The sequence below is a fragment of the Bacillus amyloliquefaciens DSM 7 = ATCC 23350 genome, from assembly GCF_000196735.1.
GTDB classification, from domain to species: domain Bacteria; phylum Bacillota; class Bacilli; order Bacillales; family Bacillaceae; genus Bacillus; species Bacillus amyloliquefaciens.
Genome location: NC_014551.1, coordinates 2,927,546 through 2,947,330, shown reverse-complemented (window position 1 = coordinate 2,947,330; position 19,785 = coordinate 2,927,546). Strand labels below are relative to the sequence as shown.

At 39.4% G+C, this 19,785-nt stretch carries 22 protein-coding genes and 1 pseudogene; 15 read left to right on the top strand and 8 right to left on the bottom strand.

Translation table 11 applies throughout. The annotated features are described in order from the left end of the window. The first annotated feature begins 8 nt into the window (after window positions 1-8). From BAMF_RS35220 to BAMF_RS35195, 6 genes are all read left to right on the top strand, one after another. Window positions 9-1,286, top strand: a complete 1,278-nt coding sequence (locus tag BAMF_RS35220; RefSeq protein WP_038463007.1) for a BppU family phage baseplate upper protein — start codon at window positions 9-11, stop codon at window positions 1,284-1,286. Next, window positions 1,283-1,564, top strand: a complete 282-nt coding sequence (locus BAMF_RS35215; protein WP_013353319.1) for a hypothetical protein — start codon at window positions 1,283-1,285, stop codon at window positions 1,562-1,564. The genes BAMF_RS35220 and BAMF_RS35215 overlap by 4 nt, the downstream gene beginning before the upstream one ends. Before the next feature lie 2 nt (window positions 1,565-1,566). Continuing rightward, a complete protein-coding gene (locus BAMF_RS35210; protein ID WP_013353318.1) occupies window positions 1,567-1,740 on the top strand; it encodes an XkdX family protein in 174 nt (57 codons plus the stop codon). Window positions 1,741-1,777: 37 nt separating this feature from the next. After that, window positions 1,778-2,185 carry a phage holin family protein gene (locus tag BAMF_RS35205; protein ID WP_013353317.1) on the top strand — a complete coding sequence of 136 codons (408 nt, stop codon included), beginning with the start codon at window positions 1,778-1,780 and terminating at the stop codon, window positions 2,183-2,185. Window positions 2,186-2,226: 41 nt separating this feature from the next. Then, window positions 2,227-2,898, top strand: a complete 672-nt coding sequence (locus BAMF_RS35200) for a M15 family metallopeptidase (RefSeq protein ID WP_013353316.1) — start codon at window positions 2,227-2,229, stop codon at window positions 2,896-2,898. Between the two features lie 463 nt (window positions 2,899-3,361). After that, entirely contained in the window at window positions 3,362-3,604 is a 243-nt protein-coding gene (locus BAMF_RS35195) for a helix-turn-helix domain-containing protein (RefSeq protein ID WP_014470870.1), read from the top strand. A 30-nt stretch (window positions 3,605-3,634) separates the two neighbouring features. Here the strand turns inward: BAMF_RS35195 and BAMF_RS35190 are convergent, their stop codons facing one another. Continuing rightward, entirely contained in the window at window positions 3,635-4,000 is a 366-nt protein-coding gene (locus tag BAMF_RS35190) for a DUF1433 domain-containing protein (RefSeq protein WP_014470869.1), read from the bottom strand. Between the two features lie 50 nt (window positions 4,001-4,050). On the opposite strand from BAMF_RS35190, the gene BAMF_RS35185 reads away from it, so the two are divergent. Then, window positions 4,051-5,466, top strand: a complete 1,416-nt coding sequence (locus BAMF_RS35185) for a hypothetical protein (protein WP_013353313.1) — start codon at window positions 4,051-4,053, stop codon at window positions 5,464-5,466. A 14-nt stretch (window positions 5,467-5,480) separates the two neighbouring features. Further along, window positions 5,481-5,786 carry a hypothetical protein gene (locus tag BAMF_RS35180; protein WP_014470868.1) on the top strand — a complete coding sequence of 102 codons (306 nt, stop codon included), beginning with the start codon at window positions 5,481-5,483 and terminating at the stop codon, window positions 5,784-5,786. A gap of 55 nt (window positions 5,787-5,841) precedes the next feature. On the opposite strand, the gene BAMF_RS35175 is transcribed toward BAMF_RS35180, so the two are convergent. Together BAMF_RS35175 and BAMF_RS35170 are read right to left on the bottom strand one after the other, a co-directional pair. Beyond that, the gene (locus tag BAMF_RS35175; protein ID WP_014470867.1) at window positions 5,842-6,144 is read right to left on the bottom strand and encodes a hypothetical protein; all 303 of its coding nucleotides are present in this window, start codon (window positions 6,142-6,144) and stop codon (window positions 5,842-5,844) included. Window positions 6,145-6,266: 122 nt separating this feature from the next. After that, the gene (locus BAMF_RS35170; protein ID WP_014470866.1) at window positions 6,267-6,491 is read right to left on the bottom strand and encodes a helix-turn-helix domain-containing protein; all 225 of its coding nucleotides are present in this window, start codon (window positions 6,489-6,491) and stop codon (window positions 6,267-6,269) included. Window positions 6,492-6,676: 185 nt separating this feature from the next. Here BAMF_RS35170 and BAMF_RS35165 point away from each other — a divergent pair, with 185 nt between their 5' ends. Together BAMF_RS35165 and BAMF_RS35160 are read left to right on the top strand one after the other, a co-directional pair. Continuing rightward, the gene (locus BAMF_RS35165) at window positions 6,677-7,090 is read left to right on the top strand and encodes a hypothetical protein (protein ID WP_013353311.1); all 414 of its coding nucleotides are present in this window, start codon (window positions 6,677-6,679) and stop codon (window positions 7,088-7,090) included. After that, a complete protein-coding gene (locus BAMF_RS35160) occupies window positions 7,080-7,475 on the top strand; it encodes a hypothetical protein (RefSeq protein WP_013353310.1) in 396 nt (131 codons plus the stop codon). Before BAMF_RS35165 ends, BAMF_RS35160 begins: the two co-directional genes overlap by 11 nt. Window positions 7,476-10,167: 2,692 nt before the next feature. On the opposite strand, the gene BAMF_RS35150 is transcribed toward BAMF_RS35160, so the two are convergent. Then, the gene (locus BAMF_RS35150) at window positions 10,168-10,371 is read right to left on the bottom strand and encodes a hypothetical protein (protein ID WP_014470862.1); all 204 of its coding nucleotides are present in this window, start codon (window positions 10,369-10,371) and stop codon (window positions 10,168-10,170) included. A 387-nt stretch (window positions 10,372-10,758) separates the two neighbouring features. On the opposite strand from BAMF_RS35150, the gene BAMF_RS35145 reads away from it, so the two are divergent. Beyond that, on the top strand, window positions 10,759-11,889 hold the full coding sequence (locus tag BAMF_RS35145; RefSeq protein WP_013353308.1) for a response regulator aspartate phosphatase: 1,131 nt from the start codon (window positions 10,759-10,761) through the stop codon (window positions 11,887-11,889). Between the two features lie 692 nt (window positions 11,890-12,581). Further along, window positions 12,582-12,905: a hypothetical protein gene (locus BAMF_RS35135; RefSeq protein WP_013353306.1), complete on the top strand. Its 324-nt coding sequence runs from the start codon at window positions 12,582-12,584 to the stop codon at window positions 12,903-12,905. Window positions 12,906-12,964: 59 nt separating this feature from the next. Here BAMF_RS35135 and BAMF_RS35130 read toward each other — a convergent pair. Continuing rightward, a pseudogene (locus BAMF_RS35130) lies at window positions 12,965-13,605 on the bottom strand (cupin domain-containing protein). Window positions 13,606-13,821: 216 nt separating this feature from the next. On the opposite strand from BAMF_RS35130, the gene hmpA reads away from it, so the two are divergent. Together hmpA and BAMF_RS35120 are read left to right on the top strand one after the other, a co-directional pair. Further along, window positions 13,822-14,997, top strand: coding sequence for an NO-inducible flavohemoprotein (hmpA, locus tag BAMF_RS35125; RefSeq protein ID WP_013353304.1), 1,176 nt, complete (start codon window positions 13,822-13,824; stop codon window positions 14,995-14,997). A 139-nt stretch (window positions 14,998-15,136) separates the two neighbouring features. Next, on the top strand, window positions 15,137-15,982 hold the full coding sequence (locus BAMF_RS35120) for a glucosaminidase domain-containing protein (RefSeq protein WP_013353303.1): 846 nt from the start codon (window positions 15,137-15,139) through the stop codon (window positions 15,980-15,982). 23 nt (window positions 15,983-16,005) lie between these two features. Here BAMF_RS35120 and BAMF_RS35115 read toward each other — a convergent pair whose 3' ends face one another. The 3 genes from BAMF_RS35115 to cudC form a co-directional block, all read right to left on the bottom strand. Next, window positions 16,006-16,674, bottom strand: a complete 669-nt coding sequence (locus BAMF_RS35115) for a potassium channel family protein (protein ID WP_013353302.1) — start codon at window positions 16,672-16,674, stop codon at window positions 16,006-16,008. Between the two features lie 163 nt (window positions 16,675-16,837). Continuing rightward, complete coding sequence (bslA, locus tag BAMF_RS35110) at window positions 16,838-17,377, bottom strand: biofilm surface layer hydrophobin BslA (protein WP_014470857.1); 540 nt, start codon at window positions 17,375-17,377, stop codon at window positions 16,838-16,840. A gap of 166 nt (window positions 17,378-17,543) precedes the next feature. Beyond that, complete coding sequence (gene cudC / locus BAMF_RS35105) at window positions 17,544-18,104, bottom strand: choline uptake/conversion transcriptional regulator CudC (RefSeq protein ID WP_013353300.1); 561 nt, start codon at window positions 18,102-18,104, stop codon at window positions 17,544-17,546. A gap of 200 nt (window positions 18,105-18,304) precedes the next feature. Here cudC and betB point away from each other — a divergent pair, with 200 nt between their 5' ends. Further along, entirely contained in the window at window positions 18,305-19,777 is a 1,473-nt protein-coding gene (gene betB / locus BAMF_RS35100) for a betaine-aldehyde dehydrogenase (RefSeq protein ID WP_013353299.1), read from the top strand. Window positions 19,778-19,785 lie beyond the last annotated feature (8 nt).

Genomic DNA, 19,785 nt, shown 5'->3' with positions numbered 1-19,785 from the left:
TAGTAACGATTTACAAGAAATCAGCATATACGTTTGACATTAATACAGTTTCGCAAGGTACATACAGATCAGCTTTCAAGTTTTCAACTCAAGATGTTGGAACAGCAAAGCTGATTTTTAATTTGCGTAAAGATGATGCGCCATTACCATTATCAGCAGTGACAGGGAAAGTAATCCTTGTTCCTGCTAATGGTAAGAAAAGAGTAAGGGACGTTACATTGGTTGATAAAGTAAATGGAATTGCTGAATATGTTCTTGATGAAGATGAAATCAAAATGTATGGGTTGTTTCAATGTGAGTTAGTACTGGTTTATAGCAACAAACAAGCTATGTCTGCTCATAAGTTTGGCTTTGAAGTAACACAAAGCTTAATGGATCAAGATATTGCACCAGTAGGCGAATACTACATTGATGATTTTGAGACATTGAAAGCAAAGGTTATTGAGATTTATGATTCAACCATTCAAACGCTTGACGATTTAAAGAAGAAGTTTGAAGACTTGGAGAACATCGAAACAAAACAGGGTGCTCAAGAAAAGGCAGATGCTGTTCAATCGAATCTTGATAATCATTTGAATGACAAGAAAAACCCACATGGTGTAACAAAAGCACAAATAGGGTTATCAGCCGTCACTAACGACGTGCAAGCAAAGAAAGCGGATTTTGACAAACATACCTCAGATACCTCAAATCCTCATAATGTTACTGCTGCACAGCTCGGACTTGATAAAGTTGATAACGTTCAGCAAGCTCCTAAAAGTGATTTTGATACACATGTGAATGATGAAGATATTCATGTGAATAAGTCATTTAAGGATAAAGTAGGGGAACTACTTCAACAGTTCACATCAGATTTTAAAGCTAAAATGGAAGAATTGTTACAACAGTTCACTGCACATAGTTATAATCAAATACGACATATCTCTGATGCTGAACGAAAGAAATGGAATGGATCTGTTACTTACGCCAACATCATGCTAAAGAATGGAGCTACAGCCGGAACCCGAACCCCAATGTACGCAAAATGGGGAGCTTTTCTAATTTTAAGGGGGCATGTTAGAACTGAACCAGAAGTTATGTTCGGCTCAATTCCGGTAGAATACGTACCATTCGGTGGGGGTGTTTATACTGTGCCATTAAGTGGAACAGGCGGCACAGCCAATTTAATCATTTATGATACTGGAGATTTAAAAATAAAGTACCAAGATCCTGCTGACTCAAGCAAAGCAGGTGGAGGGTATTATCTTGATGTAGTCGTGGGCTTACAGGATGGAGGGACAGCATGATTCAGGTTTATGAATACGATGAAAATTTCATTTTAACCAAACCAATTACGATTGAGCCGGATGAAGAGGGTAATTATGTGATTCCGGAAAACTGTACTAAAGTTGAACCGATTTCATTTTATAGGGCTAAATTTGATGTTAAAAAAGAACAATGGTTTGAGTCTGCAACTCAAGAATACATTGACAGTTTAAAGCCACTTCCTCCTGAACCGAGTGAAACTGAAGTGCTGGCTGAGAAGGTTGCAAATCTATATTATTTGGTAGCTATGGGAGGTTAAACATGATTGACTGGTTTTCAGATATCAAGTATTTCTATGAAAAGAAGTTATGGACTAAGAAACAAGTGTTTGATGTTGTAGGAAAACGGATTACACCTGAACAGTACAAGGAAATAACGGGGGATGAATATATTGAAGGTTCACCTCCAACGGAAACTACACCTGTAAGCGAATAGGTGTTTTTATTTTGCCCTAAAAGGGGGTGATAACTAAATGAAAGGAATTGAATTGGTGTTGAATATTGAGACTTTGGAAATTGCAAAAGCTTATTTGTTTGGGGGTGTAAAATATCTTGATTTACTGCTACTTCTAAGCTTTATTGATGTGTTTACGGGAGTAGTTAAGGCTGTTAAAGACAAGACATTAAGATCAAGAAACGCTTGGTTTGGATACGTGCGGAAGTTCATGAGCTTTGTTGTTGTCATCTTGGCCAATATTATAGATCAAATTTGCAATTTAAATGGCGTTTTGGTGTTTGGAACTGTTTTATTTTACATAGCCAATGAGGGGTTATCTATTGTAGAGAACCTTGCACAAATGGGAGTTAAAGTCCCTGGATTTATCAAGGACAAGTTACAAGTAATTGAAGATGAAAGTCAAAACGAAAAGTCTGCTGAGTAATCGGCGGGCTTTTAAATTTAATTAAAACGGAGGAATTTAATATGACAATGTATTATTACAAACGGAACATGGACAATATCAACAAACTTGGCGATAACACAAAAGCAGCTGCTAAAAAGTTGATGGATTACGCTGAGAAAAACAAAATTGGCGTACTTATCTATGAAACAATTCGTTCAGAAGCACAGCAACGTGAGAATGTTCGTAAAGGTGCTTCACAGACAATGAAATCATACCACCTTGTAGGACAAGCATTAGACTTTGTACCAACTGGTGGTTATTCTAAATCTGATACTAAATGGAATGGTTATGGTGCATCTGATATTAAGAAATTTATTGCTTATGCCAAATCAATTGGTTTTGAATGGGGTGGAGATTGGACAGGGTTTGTAGATCAGCCACACCTTCAATTCAATTATAAAGGGTATGGTACTGATACATTTGGAAAGAAAGCATCTTCTGCACCTTCTAAAACCACTAACTCAGGCATCAAATCGGTTGGCAAGATCAAAATTGTTGGCGTATCAAACGCTGCAATTATCATGGACAAACCTGACCGTATTAAAGCTAAGAACGTAGGTACAATTGGACTTGGTAAGACAATTGATATCGCTGGGTCTGTTAGAGGTTCAAACAACTCTAAAGGATACTGGGAGATCATTCATAACGGTAAACGCCGATATGTGTCTGGTCAGTATGGAAAAATGGTTTAAGTAAATAAATCGTTCCCTTGAAATTTTCGAGGGAATTCTTTTATTTATTTGAAAAAACTTCTTATAAACTATAGACTCAAGTACATAGTTGTGTTATAATAAATGTATAAGGAGGTGAGGAAATGCTAGACAATATGATAAAAGTCCTTCAAATTATCTTCTACGTCGTCTCTATCGGATGGATTGCGCAACAATCAAACGATAGCGAGAAGAAAAATAAGAAGGACTAACCAGAGATAAGGGAAGCGAGCCACTAACTCGCTTCTCAATATCATTATAATCAGTCTAGCATAAAAAATGAAGAAAAATCAAAAGTTCATCTTTTCATTAATTTTATTGTCTGTTGCAGCAATTGGCATTCGCTCATTTTGGACAAACTCTTTTACAACAGCAGTAATGGCTATTGTGGTTTTGTTAACTGTGTATGCCATCATTAAAGACATGATTTTAAGGAGAAAATAACATGGAGTTTCATTTAAGAGGTCGCCAGGAGGTTGAGGACTTCATAAATAACGAAGTCCTTAGCACTACTGAAGTTGCTGAGATATTGAACGTTAATAAGCAACGAATGAGTGCATTGATTAACACAGAAAGAATAACACCGGTTAAAAGGATTGGACGATCAGCCTTGTTTTTAAGACAGGATGTAGAGGTCTTGAAAAAGGAGCTTGAAGCTAATTCTAAGCATAGACCACACAATAAATAAACCCCTCACAAACAATGTGAAGGGGTTTATTTAATACTCGCATACTTTATCTTCGCATTCCGGTTTTCGGGTAGCATTTACTTTGAATACTCCAACTTCATCATTTGCCTTATCGTATATACCCCAAATTTTTTTGTCTTTGTTTCCGTTTAAATAGCCATTTATTGAAATACCACCCATTGGATTTATTTCATAATCATTGGTGTAATCAATTGACTGGATATCTTTATAGTTTGTTTCAATAAAATCATTCATTCTTTTTTTAGCCAAAGAGTACAACTCTTCCTTTTGCTGAGTTTCTTGGGCTTCTATTTTTTTGTCGTGTTGTTCCTTCATAAATATCCCTCCAAGTGTTATAATAACCAGAGCTATAAGGATAATTATGTATTTTTTCATAAAACCATCCTTTCTGTCTTACATTTTACATGAAGGAAGGGGTATTGTACATGAATACAAAGACTGACATACCTAATTTAACAGATAAAGAATACTATTTCCTGAGTCAATATACGTATGATGATAAGAGTCTAAAAGAGAGCTATGTAAATAAAGATCCTATTGAGACCACATCTAATAAAGCATTTTATGTAGATAAAATCAAAAAAGATCCAGATACAGGGCTAGATGTATACGTCTTTGTTCAAGCCAAGAAAAAAGAAGGTAAATGGGTTAAACCAAAAGAGCCTGAGAATGTTGTCGTAGGTTTTCAAGGAACAAACCAGGAACAAATCAAAGCTGACGTTATAAGTGCAGATGGCGGCAACGTAGTAATGGGTAAAGACCCGAAAAAGAAAGTCCAATACATAATGAAAAAAGATGCATCTGAAAACTCTAAAGCTATTGCCAAGTATAACGGCAGTATGGAACAAGCAATGATGATTAAGAGTGGAGAATACAAAATTGTCACTAAGACATCTCAATTTGATCAAGGTGATAAGCTCGTTGCCAATGAAGTGAAAAAGTATGCTGGCACTAACACAGTGATTTCGACAACAGGTCACTCACTTGGAGGGGCAGATGCGGAATACGCTGGTGTAAACAATAGCGTTTACAGTGTAGCTTTTAACAACCCTTCCATTGTTAAGCTGCATGATGATGAAACACAAAAGAAAATCAGAAATGGCGAATTTGATTTGTATCATAAAGCAATCATTAATCCTGATGATATGGTGGGTTCAGGTTGGTTTTTAGAATACGACAGACACAACGGAACAACTATATACACGAAAGACCCAAGCATCGCACGTCAAGATCGCGCTAACCGGCTCAATACTTCTTTGGGTATTACTGGTATTTTAGGGAGTCTTATTACTTCATTCTATGGCCAAGCATTCGCTAAAAATCCTGATACTCATAGTATGATTGACGCTAACTTTAAATTTGACAAGAATGGTAATATCCAGAGTGTCGATGGCAGCAACGGTGTTTATAACCAGAATATCGAATCGTTCTCATCTTATTCAGGTATGAATGGGCAAACCATTAAAGTGGATGCTAAGTATGCAAAAGAACTGGCTAAACGATTACAGGCAGCTATCGAAGACTTAAAAACAAAGAAACAAGCAATTGAACGATTCCCTCATGATCACAGCAAAATGGTTTATGACGTAAAATCTATTTGCGGAAAGAGATTAGGAGAATTTAAGGATCTAGATCCAAGCGATGTTGATAAAGCTGTATTGTTTCACGCACCTTATGTGAAAGATGGGGCAACATTTTATGACTCAGAAGAACATTATCAGACTGAGGCTTCTCTTCATTATTTAATTAGAGATTTAGAGGATATTAGTGAGTTCATTGTTAAAATGGCTGAAGATCTAAAAGATAAGGATGATGAATTAGCAAGCTGGTTACGGTTGTAAGGGGGGGATTTAAATTGCCATATGGAGTTAATATGGATGCAGATGAGTTTTACAGACGGTTACAACAGAATGAGGAATTAAAAAAAATTGTGGGTTCAAGTTTAAAATCCCATTGTCAGAGCCTAAAAGAAGACATAAAAAACGCATCAGATTTTTCTTCAACACAACAGGTTATAGCTGAAGTGTATATTGCTTTACTCTCTTCATTTGAAGGTAAAGCTAAAGAAGCATTAGTACAAAGGCTTAATGAAAATGCAACAATGCTTACCAATGCCACTGAGAACAGAAGTGCTTTTCTGAGAAGTATTAAGACTAAATAGTTAAAATAACCCCTTCACAAATTGTGAGGGGCTTTTTTATTGCCATTTGTGGCAATCAGTTTTTCAATCGACTTTCAACATCAAATAATCGCTTATTCAATAGCTCTGTTTTATTATCTACGTTCTGTATGTGTTTAAGGTGAGCCGTAATATCTTTTGGCTGGTTCTCTTCAAGGCGGTCTAATTTAACATTAATCTGATTAAATTCCTTCTTTGTATCTTCTCTGAATTCATTCATTTCCTCTTTGAATTCGTGCATTTCTTCTTTAAATGACTTTAATTCAGAAGCTACACCATCAATTTTGTTATCAATTTTCTTTATCTCATCCAATATTGCTTGAAACATATTGTTCTCCATCCCGTTCACCTCTCCGTACAGTATAACAGCTATTGCAATACTTTTGTTTAGCGCATTTTGCGCCAATCGAATATTTCAATGGTTTTGTTTAACGAATTAAAAAATAAAAGCAATACTTTTGCTTAAGACTCTTCGGAATCATCCTCAACGAATTCAACTATGTCCTGAATTGGGCATTCGAGATACTCGCATATCTTTAGGATGACAGTTAATGCCACCACATCACCTCTTGACATTTTTGCAAGTGTAGAAGAAGAAATGCCTAAATCCTTTTTTAGATCAGCCTTTATTTTATCTCTTTTAATCAGCGTAATTTCCATGGGTTTATAACTAGGTCTTAACTTCAAAATTGTTCACTCCAATATGCATTCAGTATGCATTGTTCATATACAAATAATATCATATTCAAATGAAAAGTTCGAGAAATAAAATTTTTTATTTGGAAAAAGCTTGACTCGATTCGGTTATTAAAATATACTAGGTTTAACAAGTCGAACCTTTGGTTTGGATAATTGGATTGGGGAGTTGTGAAGTGAAACGGGCGACGATTTACAGTGTTGAAACCATACATGACCAATTAGAGGTTTTTAAAGGCTACTTAGTCAATGGAAAGCAGGTTGCATTCGTAAATCAAAATACTTTAAACCTAACGGGTGCTTTAAAGTATGGTTCACCTTACGAAGACACATACATCATTGATGGTGTCAGCTACATTCTTGATGAAGGCAAACATGTTGAAGATGAATACACCTACATTCAGAAAACGTTAGACGCTTTTAAGGAAGTTGATGCATTTACCTACATCACACAAATATTCAACAGTGATGATTACGGGACAATCATTCATAACGGTAAAGGGATAATAAATTACCTCAAAATGAATCAGAGCAAAGAAGGCAAAGGAATAATACTCAAAAGAAAAGGGGAAATAACCGATGCAAATTAACCGTCACACTGTAGGAACTAACGTAGCAAGCTTAGGGGCAATCACAAACGAACAGCGTATCGAGGAAATGACGAATCATTTCAATTACTTCAGAGGGAAGATGTTTGAAGAAGAAAACAACTTCATTGAAACATACGACGATGGAAAGCCTAAAAAGCGTCTCAGAATCTTCACAGATATGACAATACCGGTTTGTGTTGAACTTGATGCGGATGATCGGAAAGACGGAATAGCAGCGTTAGTAGAAGCAGGAGAGATGGGTGTTAATTTCCCTCATATCATGTTGGATATGGGGGGAGGTAAAACAGTTATCCCAACTATAACAGACAATGTGTTTTACATAGATGAAAAAGCAACTGTGGTAGAAGTAGATGAAGATGAGTAAGACGGATTTACATAATGATCGGTTCTGTCAGGTTGTATTTGGGGGATTGATCGTAGTGGTACCAGCGTTAAGTATATTGGGTATAGCGTGGTTTGGGTGATTAGGAGAGTGCTGGCACACTCTCCTAATCTGATAGCAAGTACTATGCCATTCCATTGTATTTAAACATAACAATTTAATCAAGGGGATAACTGAAATGAAAAACACATATACCACTTATGAATTTAAAGCATATGATAGGCGAAATAAATTGCTAAAAGAAAGGTTTACATGCAATTACAAAGATCATCTTTATTCAATCATAGAGTGGATTATCAAGAAATGTCCTACCGTTGATGTGATTGAATGTATGGTATCTGAAGTCAGTGAGCTTGCTTTCTGTAAGAGTGAGTATGTCGATATCTTCACGGTGTGGAAAGCAGACGATTAAATAGACAGTGAGGACGGGGAGTTAAAGTCCCTGTCCCTATAATCTCAATTTAACTGAATACAGTCAGTCTATACTCCTGAATTAAGGTGTTGTCTTTAGTGATGCCTTTTTTAAGGATCAGACTGCCGTGGAATGCGCTAACACACGTAAAACTTGACAGGGTAGTGACTCAGCCGACGCAATAAATGAGGATAGGATGCATTCTGTGTTTCCCTATTTACACATGCATCTGAAAGGCGAAAGCTGCCATTAAGTGCTGACGAAGGATGGGTGTATCGTTTCTGACGATGCAGGACAAGCCATAAGTATACGAACGTAATTTTGCGTTCGTTGAACCTGTTAGGGACACTTGACACAGTAGGCTTGTTTGGGGAATAACCAACGGCAAATAGGGTGAACACACGGATACCACAAGTGGATATACAATCAAGTTTCAGTCGCCTGCCTGAGTTTGTTTATTTTTTTACAAGCAAATTCAGGCAGACAACATGACCAGCCGTTGTCCACAGTCTCAACCAATCAAGCAAAAAATCAAAAGAAAAGTCAAGACAAATAACAAAAATTTTGATGATGAATGGAGGTTAAAGCGATTGAAAGTGACTGTAACCAAGAAGGAGCACGAGGACTTAGAAATGTTTCACAAGATGATGGGAGATAAGAGGTTAACAATATCCCAACGAAGACAGGCGAGAATACGGTACGATATGATCTACAACCAAGCGAAAAGAAGAACGCTGCTGAATGAGTACAAGGGGCGTTTGTGAGGTTCGTTGTGAACCTGGCAAGGTGTAGTTCATAATGAACCAGACCCTTAACCCTTTGGTTAAGTATATATGGTTATTATCTATATACTTAAATGAAGCCATAAACGATAGTTCAGCCTGAACCATTGTTTCCCCAGAATTGGGGAATAACCCTAAACAACGACCTGTATTAAAGGAGTGATAAAATTGAATAAAGAGAACATCAGAAAGAAAATTAAACAATATTATGATGACATGAGCAGAGAACAGCTGATATCACAATTGAAGAGATCAGGGCTAAGTGTAAATGAAGATGAAAAGCAGATGTCTTCAATAAGGACATCAGGTCAAAGCTGAAGGCGATAGTATCGCACTCAGGCCAAAGGATATGCGTAAACAATCCTTACGCACTCTAAACATTTTACTAAACGCAAAATTGCGTTCGTTAGATTCAAATTCACGAGCATTCAATTTTAGATTCACCAAATTTTAGAAAGCGCAAAGTTGCGCTCTCAGGATATCAAACACCACTTCTGGGTTCTGACATATTTTAGAAAACTCAAAATTGAGTTCTAGATTTCCGGTACGTATCGGAATTTCAGAGGAGCAAATCATATCTTTTGATTGTGACAAATTGTCACCAACAATGGGCGGAAACTTCCGCTTAATAATAGGAGCTGGGCGAACGAATTGTTCAGTCTGCAAAAATGCAGAGTGTGACCAGTGAGCGATACCTAAATTTTCGAAGTCGTGTTTTGTGTCACCATCGTCAATTCTTGATTGTGACAATTTGTCACAATTGATTCAAAGGCATAATTTGATTGTCCATAATGTGGATGAACGAAATTTACTCGAAGACCTGCCAGTATCTCTAACATATGAAATAGCGGGCTGGAGTCGCATTTCACGACGTCAGAAGCTGGATAGATGTTTTGCCCAGTCAGATATGCCGTCGCAAAATTGCGCTCTCTTTCAAACCTAACTCAATTTGATTTGGGTCAATGCTTTAATCCAAAGTTGGATTTAACGATTTCTTTTACATACCCTCAAGGTGAAGGTATGTTGATGTACACTCCTATAATTCTGAGGGCATGGATGGAGTCCTATTTTGTTACTCCACAATGATCAGATTGACGAACTGTAGATGGTCATAGCAATCATGTTATAATAAACCCATCAAATAAAGCGCCGTCAGTTTAGAAATAAAAATGGCAACAAAAATGGCAACAAAATTTTAAAAAAATCCTGATTATAACGGATTATGCCAAAGGACTAAAAAGGATTAAAAAGACTATAAAGCCTGTTAAATCAACGTTTGTAGGGTACGTCAGAATATCAGAAAGTATGTAGGGATAACGCTGGCAGCGTAGAGGTCAGGGGTTCGAGCCCCCTTGGCTCCATACCTTTAAACCCTTATTTTATAAGGGTTTTTTTATTTGTCTGGAACACAGCAGAGCCAATAACCCAAAAAAGTAGTTGGGGACAATTTGGGGACGAAAATTTATATCGACAAAAAAGATTATGACCATAAACTCAAAGCAAGAGTCGAAACCCCCCATGCTATTATGCCAAACATTACAGAGAACCTAAGACAAGCCTCAAATTTTGTAAGCCCTCGCTCTCTTTTTGCTTTACCTAATTTCCAATAAACAGCATAGCCGGAAAACACCAAAATGATTACTCCAAGTCGTGTCATATTCTCTAAAAATTCTATACCATCCATTGATTTTCACCTCGTTTATTTATGAGAAAAAAATAAAGTAGACTTGTAGAGAGTCTACTTATAAACGCCTAACCAAAGTACACATTTTCTTAGAGCTCAAAACATTTGAGTGATAAAGTAAGACTCATTTTAAAATGTCACATCCTTATCCCCTCCCTATTTATATTCCCCATACATTAGTTTTATTATCGCAAACAGAATGGTTATTTCAAACAGTTATGTAATAATAGGTAACCTATAACTTGTCTAATGGTATAAGAAACGAGTTTTTCTTTATCCAACAAAACTATGATCATATTCACGGTAAACCGAAACAAATTGCGGTTTTTTTTCGTTTAAACATAATTTGGAAATGTTAGAATATTATATAAAAGGAGGAGTGGCCTTGTGAGTCCTGTTTTACCATCATCGGAGGTTGGCGTTAAGATTAATGAATGGTACAAAATGATACGTCAGTTCAGTGTTCCGGATGCGGAGATTTTGAAAGCGGAAGTGGAACAAGAGATAAACGAGATGGAAGAAGACGAGTATTTACTAATATATTATTCTCTCATGAAATTCCGCCATCAACTCATGCTTGATTATTTAGAGCCGGTAACTGTCAGAGTCCGACCGACAATCGACGAGTTGCTGGAAAAAATCGAAGCATCAAATAAAGGCATTTCCGGCCTGCTGTGCTATTATTCTTTATTTTTTCGCGGCATGTATGAATTTGATCAGAAGCAGTATGTAAAGGCGATCGGCTTTTATAGAGAGGCTGAAAAACAACTCATTCATGTGCATGATGAAATTGAGAGAGCGGAGTTTCATTTTAAACTGGCTGAAGCATATTACGGTATGAAACAAAGCCACGTCTCCATGCATCACGTAAAGCAAGCGCTCGATATTTACGATCAGTATGAGTTGTATAAAGTCCGGAAAATTCAATGTCTGTTCGTCATATCTGGGAATTATGTTGACTTTAAACGTTATGAAAAAAGTTTGCCGCATTTAGAAAAAGCTTTAGAGTTGTCGAAACAAGTAAACAATAATGAAAGGCTGCTCAGTTCTGCTTATTACAACATAGGAAAGAATTACGGAGACTTAGAAGAATACAGTAAAGCTGAAATCTACTTAAAAAAAGCAGCGGAGATTTCTGAAAAGTATAAATTGGGCAACCTTCCGCATTCCTTGTTTACATACGCAAAGCTTCTATTTAAACAAGGGAAAACAAGCGAGGCGATTCAAATCAGCAAAAAAGGACTTTCATCAGCTATATATCAAGGGGATAAGCTGTTTGAATCTCTGCAAAAATATTTGGAGGCTTTATACATTAACGCAATAGACCAAATGGGAATCAAAAAAACAATTGATTACCTTGAGAAAAATAAAAACTATTCGTATGTAGAAGATATTGCTCTTGATACGGCTGCTGTTTATGCAGAGTCAAAGCAATATGACAAATCATATATTTATCATCAAAAAATGATTCAAACGCAAAAACAAATTCAGAGGGGAGAATGCCTGTATGAATTTTAGAAAAGGCGTATTTATCATTGTGTCGGCTGTTGTTTTAATGTCAGGGGTCGGTCTAACGGCATCGGCTGTTTCATTTGATGGATCATATCAAGTTTCATCTGATCGTAATCAAACCTAAGAAGGAGAGTGCCTGTATGAATTTTAAAAAGAGCGTCTTCGTCGTCCTGGGTCTGTCATTGACTTTAGTATGTGGGTTGGGTATGAACTCAGTAGAAAAACAAGCACAAGATACGATCCAAGTAGCTTCTGATCGCCTTCAAACATGAATATATTAGGCCTTTTCTTCGGAAAAGGCTTTTTTTCATTTGAAAACAGATCAAGCAAGATAACGTCTTCGATTTTTCCGCTTTTCAAATAATCGCCTTAGGGCATGGGAGAGTTCGTTAGATTGACCATCCGGCACGCGCGCGCTGCTTTGCGCAAGCAGGGGGTGTGCTTCGAAAAAACTGTCATGATTATATCCTTTCATAATGAATTCAGACTAAATGTTACCACGGAGGAAAGTGTAATCCGGTATAATAGTGTGAGGTTGGAAGGAAAAAAGAATTATTTAGTCTGTGTCTTTATTCTTTTTTTGCGGGTTTTAAGGAAGGGGGGAGAATGAAAAGCAACAGAAGCTGATTTAAGGTCTTCAACCCTCTGCAGCAGCCTCTATATACTTCTCCATTACGAAATAAAGGAATCAGAGAAAAATGAAAAAGAAAATCCATCTTATATTATCTCTTTCAGCAGTGCTGGCGCTTTTTTTTCTAACGGCGCTTCCGGTTCTTTCTCCTGTCGTCTTCACGTCTGCTTCAGAAAAAGGAGCAATCAGGCATGAAATTTATAAAAAAGGATATCCGTATCAAAGTTACTTTGCGATTCTTCATAAAGAAGAAGACGACAATGAGGCGGGGAATCTTTATTATGTAAATTGGTTCGATTGGAAAGATGAAACCGGGCAGACGCCGCAATTATGTTATTCGAAAAAATTACCCGAAGGTATGTACAAAGTAAGCTGCGGAACCGGACCGTAATGATCAAAAGCCCTTCTCTAATGAGAAGGGCTTTTTTGTCAAAGAGGGATGCGCCCCCCTTAATATCTCCAATATAACGGCTGAGGATAATATCGATACGGATCGTTCGGATAATGCGTATTTGGCTGATAAGGCTTATTCATATCGTAAATATCCGTGTTTTCAGATTGCCCGCAGTATTGATCCGGACCTATCACAGTTGATTTGCGGATCGGTGAAACGGCTTTTTCCCATTCATGCTCATTCAGACAGTACGTATGCGCCATAATCTCAGGCGGCGTCAGACGGAGAATATCCGAGCCGTAAATCACTTCAGGCGTATGGGCGTCAAATCTGGCTAAAAGATGGGTTTTGTCTGAAGTGGCGATCTCATAATGCCACCACCCCTGCGGAACATTCGCCACTTGTCCGGGGGTAATCGGGTAATTTTGTATTTTCTGGGTGAACGATTCAGCATCGACACCGTTGCGGAACCCGAAATACAGTACACCAATTCAGCGGCGTTTTGATGGGTATGCGGTTCAATCACATTTGTCTTGCTCAGAAAGATATCTAATAATGAAATATTTTCAAGCGTGTTTAACTGTTTAATCCCCAATACATTGATAAAGTTCCGATGATCTTTAGTAAAAAAACGGCTCTCATTCACATCGTAAGTGAACTGTGTATTAGGAGACGTGTAATCCATATAAGAAACCATGCGATCCCCTGCTTTCATCTTAAAACGTATATTTCCAAGTATATGTATCCCTGTTTCAGCGGGTGAAGAAAAGGAACCAGAACCCATAAATTCCAAATTGAACACAATATTGTGACGGCTTTTTTAAAGATTCATTTTAGATATATCTTTTTTTCGAAATATCTCTTACTATAAAGATATATTAAAAATACATCTTTAGAAGGGTTGAGGATTAACATGCTGGATGAGAGAACGATAGACATCATCAAAAGCACAGTACCCGTATTAAAAACACATGGAGAAAACATCACCGGACGCTTTTATAACCTGATGTTTCAAGATCATCCCGAACTGTTAAATATGTTTAACCAAACTAACCAAAAGAAACAGACTCAGCGCGCGGCATTGGCAAATGCAGTCATTGCGGCTGCGGCGAATATTGATCAATTAGAGCAAATCATTCCGGCGGTCAGACAGATCGGCCATAAACATACAAGCATCGGGGTAAAGCCGGAACATTATCCGATTGTCGGAAAATATCTGCTTCTGGCGATTAAGGATGTGCTGCAGGATGCCGCAACTCCTGATATTATGCAGGCGTGGGAAAAAGCGTACGGCGTAATTGCGGAGGCTTTCATCGGCATTGAAAAGGATATGTACCATGAGGCCGGATGGCAGGGATATAAAGAATTTACGGTTATAAAGAAAACGAAAGAAAGCAAAGACATTACATCATTTTATATTAAACCGAGTGACGGTTCTTCGCTTCCTGAATATGAAGCGGGACAATATATCAGCATTAAAGTGCGCATTGCGGATTCTTCTTATACGCACATTCGCCAATACAGCCTGTCTGATGCTTCCCAAAAAGGCGAATATCGGATTTCTGTGAAAAAGGACGGAGCGGTTTCTTCTCATCTCCACAATGAAGTTCAAGAAGGAGATAAACTTGAAGTGAGCGCACCCGCCGGAGATTTCAAGCTGTCTTCCGCCAAAAAACCGGCTGTCCTTCTCAGTGCCGGTTCCGGAATCACGCCGATGATGAGCATGCTGAAAACAGCCGCCGAAAAACAGCCGGAGCGTTCCATTACTTTTATTCATGCGGCGAAAAACGGAGAGTACGCCGCGTTCCGTGAAGAGGCTGAGCAAGCTGCGGCGAACAATCCGAATAGTAACGTCATGTATGTATACAGTGAGCCGTCAGAACAAGACCGCTCAGTAGACAAGCCTTTTTACAGCGGCCGGATTGATCAAAGCTTCTTAGAACAGCTTCACCTGAATCAAGATACTGAATTTTACTTATGCGGCTCAGCCTCGTTTATGACGCAGATGAAAGACATGATTCTTGCGCTCGGGTTTGACTCTGATTCCGTTCAATATGAATTGTTCGGCCCTCAGCTGAGCATGGCTTAATAAAAAGACTCCTCTTTGGGGGTCTTTTTTATTTGCACAATGTGTTCTTTCTCCGTCTTTTTCCCTATTTTATTGAAATTTTCATCAATGAACAGTAAAATTATAAATCTAGTGATTCCGGAATTAAAGGAAGGTTGATATGAAAAAGAAAGCTAAGACCAAAAGGGTGCTGGGGTGCCTTTTTGCTGTATCTCTTATATTCGGATTATTTTTGATATCTATGGTGTTTTCGAAATTCATAGTGACGGAAGAAAAACCGCCAGAAGAAGTGGACGGGCAGCAGGTCTTTATTGACAGCCTTTCCGGGCATGCTCAGATTTTATATGAGAAATATCATGTCCTTCCGAGCATCACCCTCGCACAGGCCATTCTCGAATCGGATTGGGGGAACAGTGAGCTTGCGGGGAAAGCGCGCAATCTGTTCGGTGTAAAAGGTGATTATAAAGGAAAACACGTCACGATGAAAACGGATGAATTTGAAAAGGGAAAACGGAAAACGATTCGGGCAAAATTCCGTAAATACAACACGTTCTTTGAATCCATGGATGACCACGCCAAACTATTTGTTAACGGAACGTCTTGGAATAAAAAGAAGTATAAACCCGTCATAGAAGCGGACGATTATAAAACTGCGGCGGCTGCCCTTCAAAAATCCGGCTACGCCACAGATCCCGACTATGCGGAAAAACTTAAAGATGTCATAGAAACATATAAGTTGAATGAATTTGACAAAATCAATGCCTCTCTTAAAGCAGTTGATATGAAAGGCGCCATCAAAGACCACGCCATTGAAGACGTATGGTCCAAGCCGTCGAAAGAGCAGCATTCTATTAAACTGGCATCGGCGCAAAAGTTTACCGGCCAGCATATTAAAGTCGTATCCGAAAAGCAAAACGGAGAATCCGTCTGGTATCAATTTCAGGTGAAAGACGAGCTGATCGGCTGGGTTGACCAAACGGCCGTCCAGTTAAATGAAGAAACATAAAAAGCCGGCGGCCGCCGGCTTTTTTACATTCCTTCAGTTTCAAATCTTTTAATATCACGTTTATGTCCCATCAGCACAAGGCAGTCACATTCGCGGATGACAGTCTCCGGAGAAGGGGTCAGCTGAATGTCTCCATTATGTTTCACGGCAAGAATGGTGCAGCCGAACCTGGCCCGGACGCCGAGCTCCAGAATGGATTTTAAATGCAGCTTTTTCGTGGCTGAAAGCTCCACGATGCTGTATTCATCTGACAAATCAATATAATTTAAGACGTTTTCATCCGAAAGGCTTAGCGCAATCTTCACACCCATATCCTTTTCCGGATGGATAATACGATCAGCGCCGATTTTTTCAAGTACTTTGTGATGATAATAATTTTGCGCTTTCACCCAAATATTAGGGATGTTCAGTTCCTTCAATAACAGCGTCGTCAGCGTGCTTGCCTGAATGTTGGCGCCGATTGCCACGATGACATATTCAAAATTTCTGATTCCGAGCGAATGAAGCTCGCTTTCTTCTGTCGCATTCGCCCGCACGGCATGCGTGGCATAAGAGGAGTATGCGTTGACCCGCTCTTCGCTGATATCGATGGCCAGCACCTCATGCCCCATTTTAAAAAGCTCTTTGCAGATGCTTCCGCCGAAACGGCCGAGCCCGATGACGGCAAATTGTTTATTTTTGATTCTTCCCAATCCTCATAACTCCTTAAGAAACTGTTTTCGTCACTCCAAATACAACAAACAAGAATGTACTCCTGTTTCAAAGGTTTGTCAATGTGAGAGCCGGAAGAAAGAAAACAGCACAAAAAAAAGACCGGCTGACAAGCGATGGGCTTGTGCCGGTCCGTTTCCGCAATTATTTGCAGTTGCAAGGCTGTGTCGGCGGTGTGCTGCGTTTTTGAACAACAATTGTGTCCTCAGCATAGAATTTAGAGCCTATGCTTAATGATTTATTTTCTGCGCGGAACTTATATGTACCTGCAGCAGGCAGCGTTTTATTATTAAGAGAAAGCTTAAATTCCGCCGCGCCGATTAAATCAATGTTTAACGGAAGTCTGACTGTTTTGCCGTTATTCAGAATCTGTCTTTCACGCAAAGCGTGTCCGTTTACTGTATCTTTTGTTGTAGCCGTAAATCCGCTTGGAAGGGTAAATTCCATAACGCCTAAGCTCAGAATCGTGTTCGGGCGGTACGTCAATTCGATATCAGAAAATGACCATTCCTGCTGGCTGGCACCTGTATATTTTGCAAATAATGTAGCAGTCGCCTTTGTGGACATTTCCGGCTCGTGAACGGTTGAACTTGACTCAGCGGCGAATGACGCTGTCGGCAGAGAAAGAAGTAAAACCAAGCCGAATAAACTTGCCATGACAGTTGAGAAAAACTTGTGTTTCATTTTCATAAATCCCCCTAAAAAAAATTTGTTGATTGTTCTTAAAAAAGAACGATCATACCTATAAAAATTTACCATCAATTTTAATGGAAGTAAATGGGGTTATCTTCCTATGTTTTCCCGAAAATAATCAAATCACGTCGAAAAATGACGAAGAAAAAACGCCTGGTTACGATTCAGGCGTTTTTTCTTCCGTCTCTATCGGAATAAATTTAAAAATCTCTCCGCTCTGCACCGATTCGGCAAGCCGCTTCAGCCAATGATAATAGGCCTTTGAGCTTTCAAGCTGATCGTATAACCGGCGTGCTTCTTCCTGTAATTCCGTGCTGCCTTCCTCTGCCAGCAAAACAGCCTGCAAATCCGCCTGGGCCTGTACGATGGCGGACAGATTTACCTGAACTTCCCGATCCCATTTTGGCGGGAAGAAATTCGTGAAAAACGTAAAGAAATCCTTTTCCGCTACAAACGTATGCTTCCGTGTGCCGCGGTGAAAGGTTTTTTTGACCACATTTAAATCCTGCAGTTTTTTGACGCCGGTGCTCATACTCGGTTTGCTCATCTGCAGTTCCTCACGCATTTCGTCAAGCGTCATTTCATCTCTCATATACATCGTTCCGTATAAAATCCCGACACTCCGGGTGATTCCGTAAAGATCCATCGTCTCGGCAATGGAATCAATGACAAGATCCCTTGCTTGTTCTATAGCTGCGAATTCTGGATTTTCATCCATACTGTCCCTCTTTTCCTCTTGAAGATTAAATTTGTTAAGTCATTTCTTTATGTTTTTAATCTTAACGAATCATGACAAAATGTCAAAACCTAAACGGACAAGCCCGGTTTTGACAGGTCAAAAAACATGTGTTAAATTAACATTGTTAAAAACATTAAATTTTTATTTAACAAACTTACTTTTCGGTAAGGAGGACTCTCATGAGCAAAACGCTTTATATCGGCGGTGAATGGATCAGTGCAGAAAAAAAGCAGACCCGCCGTATCATCAATCCATTTAATCAAGAAGAAATTGCAACGGTATGTGAAGGAGACCGGGACGATGCGGTGAAAGCCATCGCCGCAGCCAGAAAAGCATTTGATGAAGGGGAGTGGCCGGTGCTTTCCGGGCTGGAACGCGGCCAGTTTGTTCTGAAAATTGCGGAATTAATCAGACGTGATCTGAACGAATTAGCTGAGCTGGAATCGCTTGATACAGGAAAAACAATCGAAGAAAGCAAAGCTGATATGGATGATATCGCAAATGTATTTCAGTATTATGCCGGTTTGGCGGATAAAGACGGGGGCGAGGTCATCTCATCTCCGATTCCTGATTCCGTAAGTAAAATCGTCAGAGAGCCCATCGGCGTGTGCGGACAAATTACGCCGTGGAACTATCCGCTCCTTCAGGCGAGCTGGAAAATCGCTCCTGCTCTTGCGGCCGGTAATACGATCGTTTTAAAGCCGAGCGAGATTACTCCGCTGACAACCATTAAAGTCTTTCAATTAATAGAAGAAGCCGGTATTCCAAAGGGAGCCGCCAATCTTGTGCTTGGACCGGGCGCCTCTGTCGGTGACGAGCTGGCGAGAAACCTAGACGTCGATTTGGTGTCCTTTACGGGCGGAATTGAAACAGGCAAAAAAATTATGCAGGCGGCAAGCGGCAACGTGAAAAAGATTGCTCTGGAGCTTGGCGGCAAGAATCCGAATATCGTGTTCCAAGACGCTGATCTTGAAACAGCTGCAGATCAAGCGCTGAACGCCGTGTTTTTCCATGCCGGCCAAGTTTGTTCGGCAGGCTCCCGGCTTTTAGTGGATGAAGCGATTCATGATGAATTTTTAGCCGAGCTGATCAAGCGTACGAAACGCATCAAATTAGGAAACGGTTTTCATGAAGATACGGAAAGCGGTCCGCTGATTTCCGCCGAGCATCGGGCCAAAGTTGAAAAATACGTAGAAATCGGAATCGAAGAAGGGGCAAAGCTGGAAACAGGCGGCAAACGTCCTGATGATCCCGCCCTTCAGAACGGTTTCTTCTATGAACCTACTATTTTTTCAAACTGCAAGTCTGATATGCGGATTGTCCAAGAGGAGATCTTCGGTCCCGTTTTAACAGTCGAGTCATTTTCTTCTGAAGAAGAGGTGATCAGACTGGCCAACGATACCATTTACGGGCTGGCCGGGGCGGTATGGTCAAAGGATATTGAAAAATGCGAACGAGTAGCTCAAAAACTGCGGATGGGAACGGTATGGATCAATGATTTCCACCCGTATTTCGCGCAAGCGCCGTGGGGCGGGTACAAACAATCGGGCTTCGGCCGCGAACTCGGCAAAATCGGCCTGGAAGAATACACGGAAGTCAAACATATTTACCGCAACACAAAACCTGCAGCGGTTAACTGGTTTAAAGCATAATAAGGAGG

What these genes read in the sequence shown, in the direction of transcription:
- BAMF_RS35215 (WP_013353319.1), top strand. Translation starts at nt 1,283, where the DNA reads ATGATTCAGGTTTATGAATACGATGAAAATTTCATTTTAACCAAACCA.
- BAMF_RS35210 (WP_013353318.1), top strand. Translation starts at nt 1,567, where the DNA reads ATGATTGACTGGTTTTCAGATATCAAGTATTTCTATGAAAAGAAGTTA.
- BAMF_RS35205 (WP_013353317.1), top strand. Translation starts at nt 1,778, where the DNA reads ATGAAAGGAATTGAATTGGTGTTGAATATTGAGACTTTGGAAATTGCA.
- BAMF_RS35200 (WP_013353316.1), top strand. Translation starts at nt 2,227, where the DNA reads ATGACAATGTATTATTACAAACGGAACATGGACAATATCAACAAACTT.
- BAMF_RS35195 (WP_014470870.1), top strand. Translation starts at nt 3,362, where the DNA reads ATGGAGTTTCATTTAAGAGGTCGCCAGGAGGTTGAGGACTTCATAAAT.
- BAMF_RS35190 (WP_014470869.1), bottom strand. Translation starts at nt 4,000, where the DNA reads ATGAAAAAATACATAATTATCCTTATAGCTCTGGTTATTATAACACTT.
- BAMF_RS35185 (WP_013353313.1), top strand. Translation starts at nt 4,051, where the DNA reads ATGAATACAAAGACTGACATACCTAATTTAACAGATAAAGAATACTAT.
- BAMF_RS35175 (WP_014470867.1), bottom strand. Translation starts at nt 6,144, where the DNA reads ATGGAGAACAATATGTTTCAAGCAATATTGGATGAGATAAAGAAAATT.
- BAMF_RS35160 (WP_013353310.1), top strand. Translation starts at nt 7,080, where the DNA reads ATGCAAATTAACCGTCACACTGTAGGAACTAACGTAGCAAGCTTAGGG.
- BAMF_RS35150 (WP_014470862.1), bottom strand. Translation starts at nt 10,371, where the DNA reads ATGGATGGTATAGAATTTTTAGAGAATATGACACGACTTGGAGTAATC.
- BAMF_RS35135 (WP_013353306.1), top strand. Translation starts at nt 12,582, where the DNA reads ATGAAAAAGAAAATCCATCTTATATTATCTCTTTCAGCAGTGCTGGCG.
- hmpA (WP_013353304.1), top strand. Translation starts at nt 13,822, where the DNA reads ATGCTGGATGAGAGAACGATAGACATCATCAAAAGCACAGTACCCGTA.
- BAMF_RS35120 (WP_013353303.1), top strand. Translation starts at nt 15,137, where the DNA reads ATGAAAAAGAAAGCTAAGACCAAAAGGGTGCTGGGGTGCCTTTTTGCT.
- bslA (WP_014470857.1), bottom strand. Translation starts at nt 17,377, where the DNA reads ATGAAACACAAGTTTTTCTCAACTGTCATGGCAAGTTTATTCGGCTTG.
- cudC (WP_013353300.1), bottom strand. Translation starts at nt 18,104, where the DNA reads ATGGATGAAAATCCAGAATTCGCAGCTATAGAACAAGCAAGGGATCTT.
- betB (WP_013353299.1), top strand. Translation starts at nt 18,305, where the DNA reads ATGAGCAAAACGCTTTATATCGGCGGTGAATGGATCAGTGCAGAAAAA.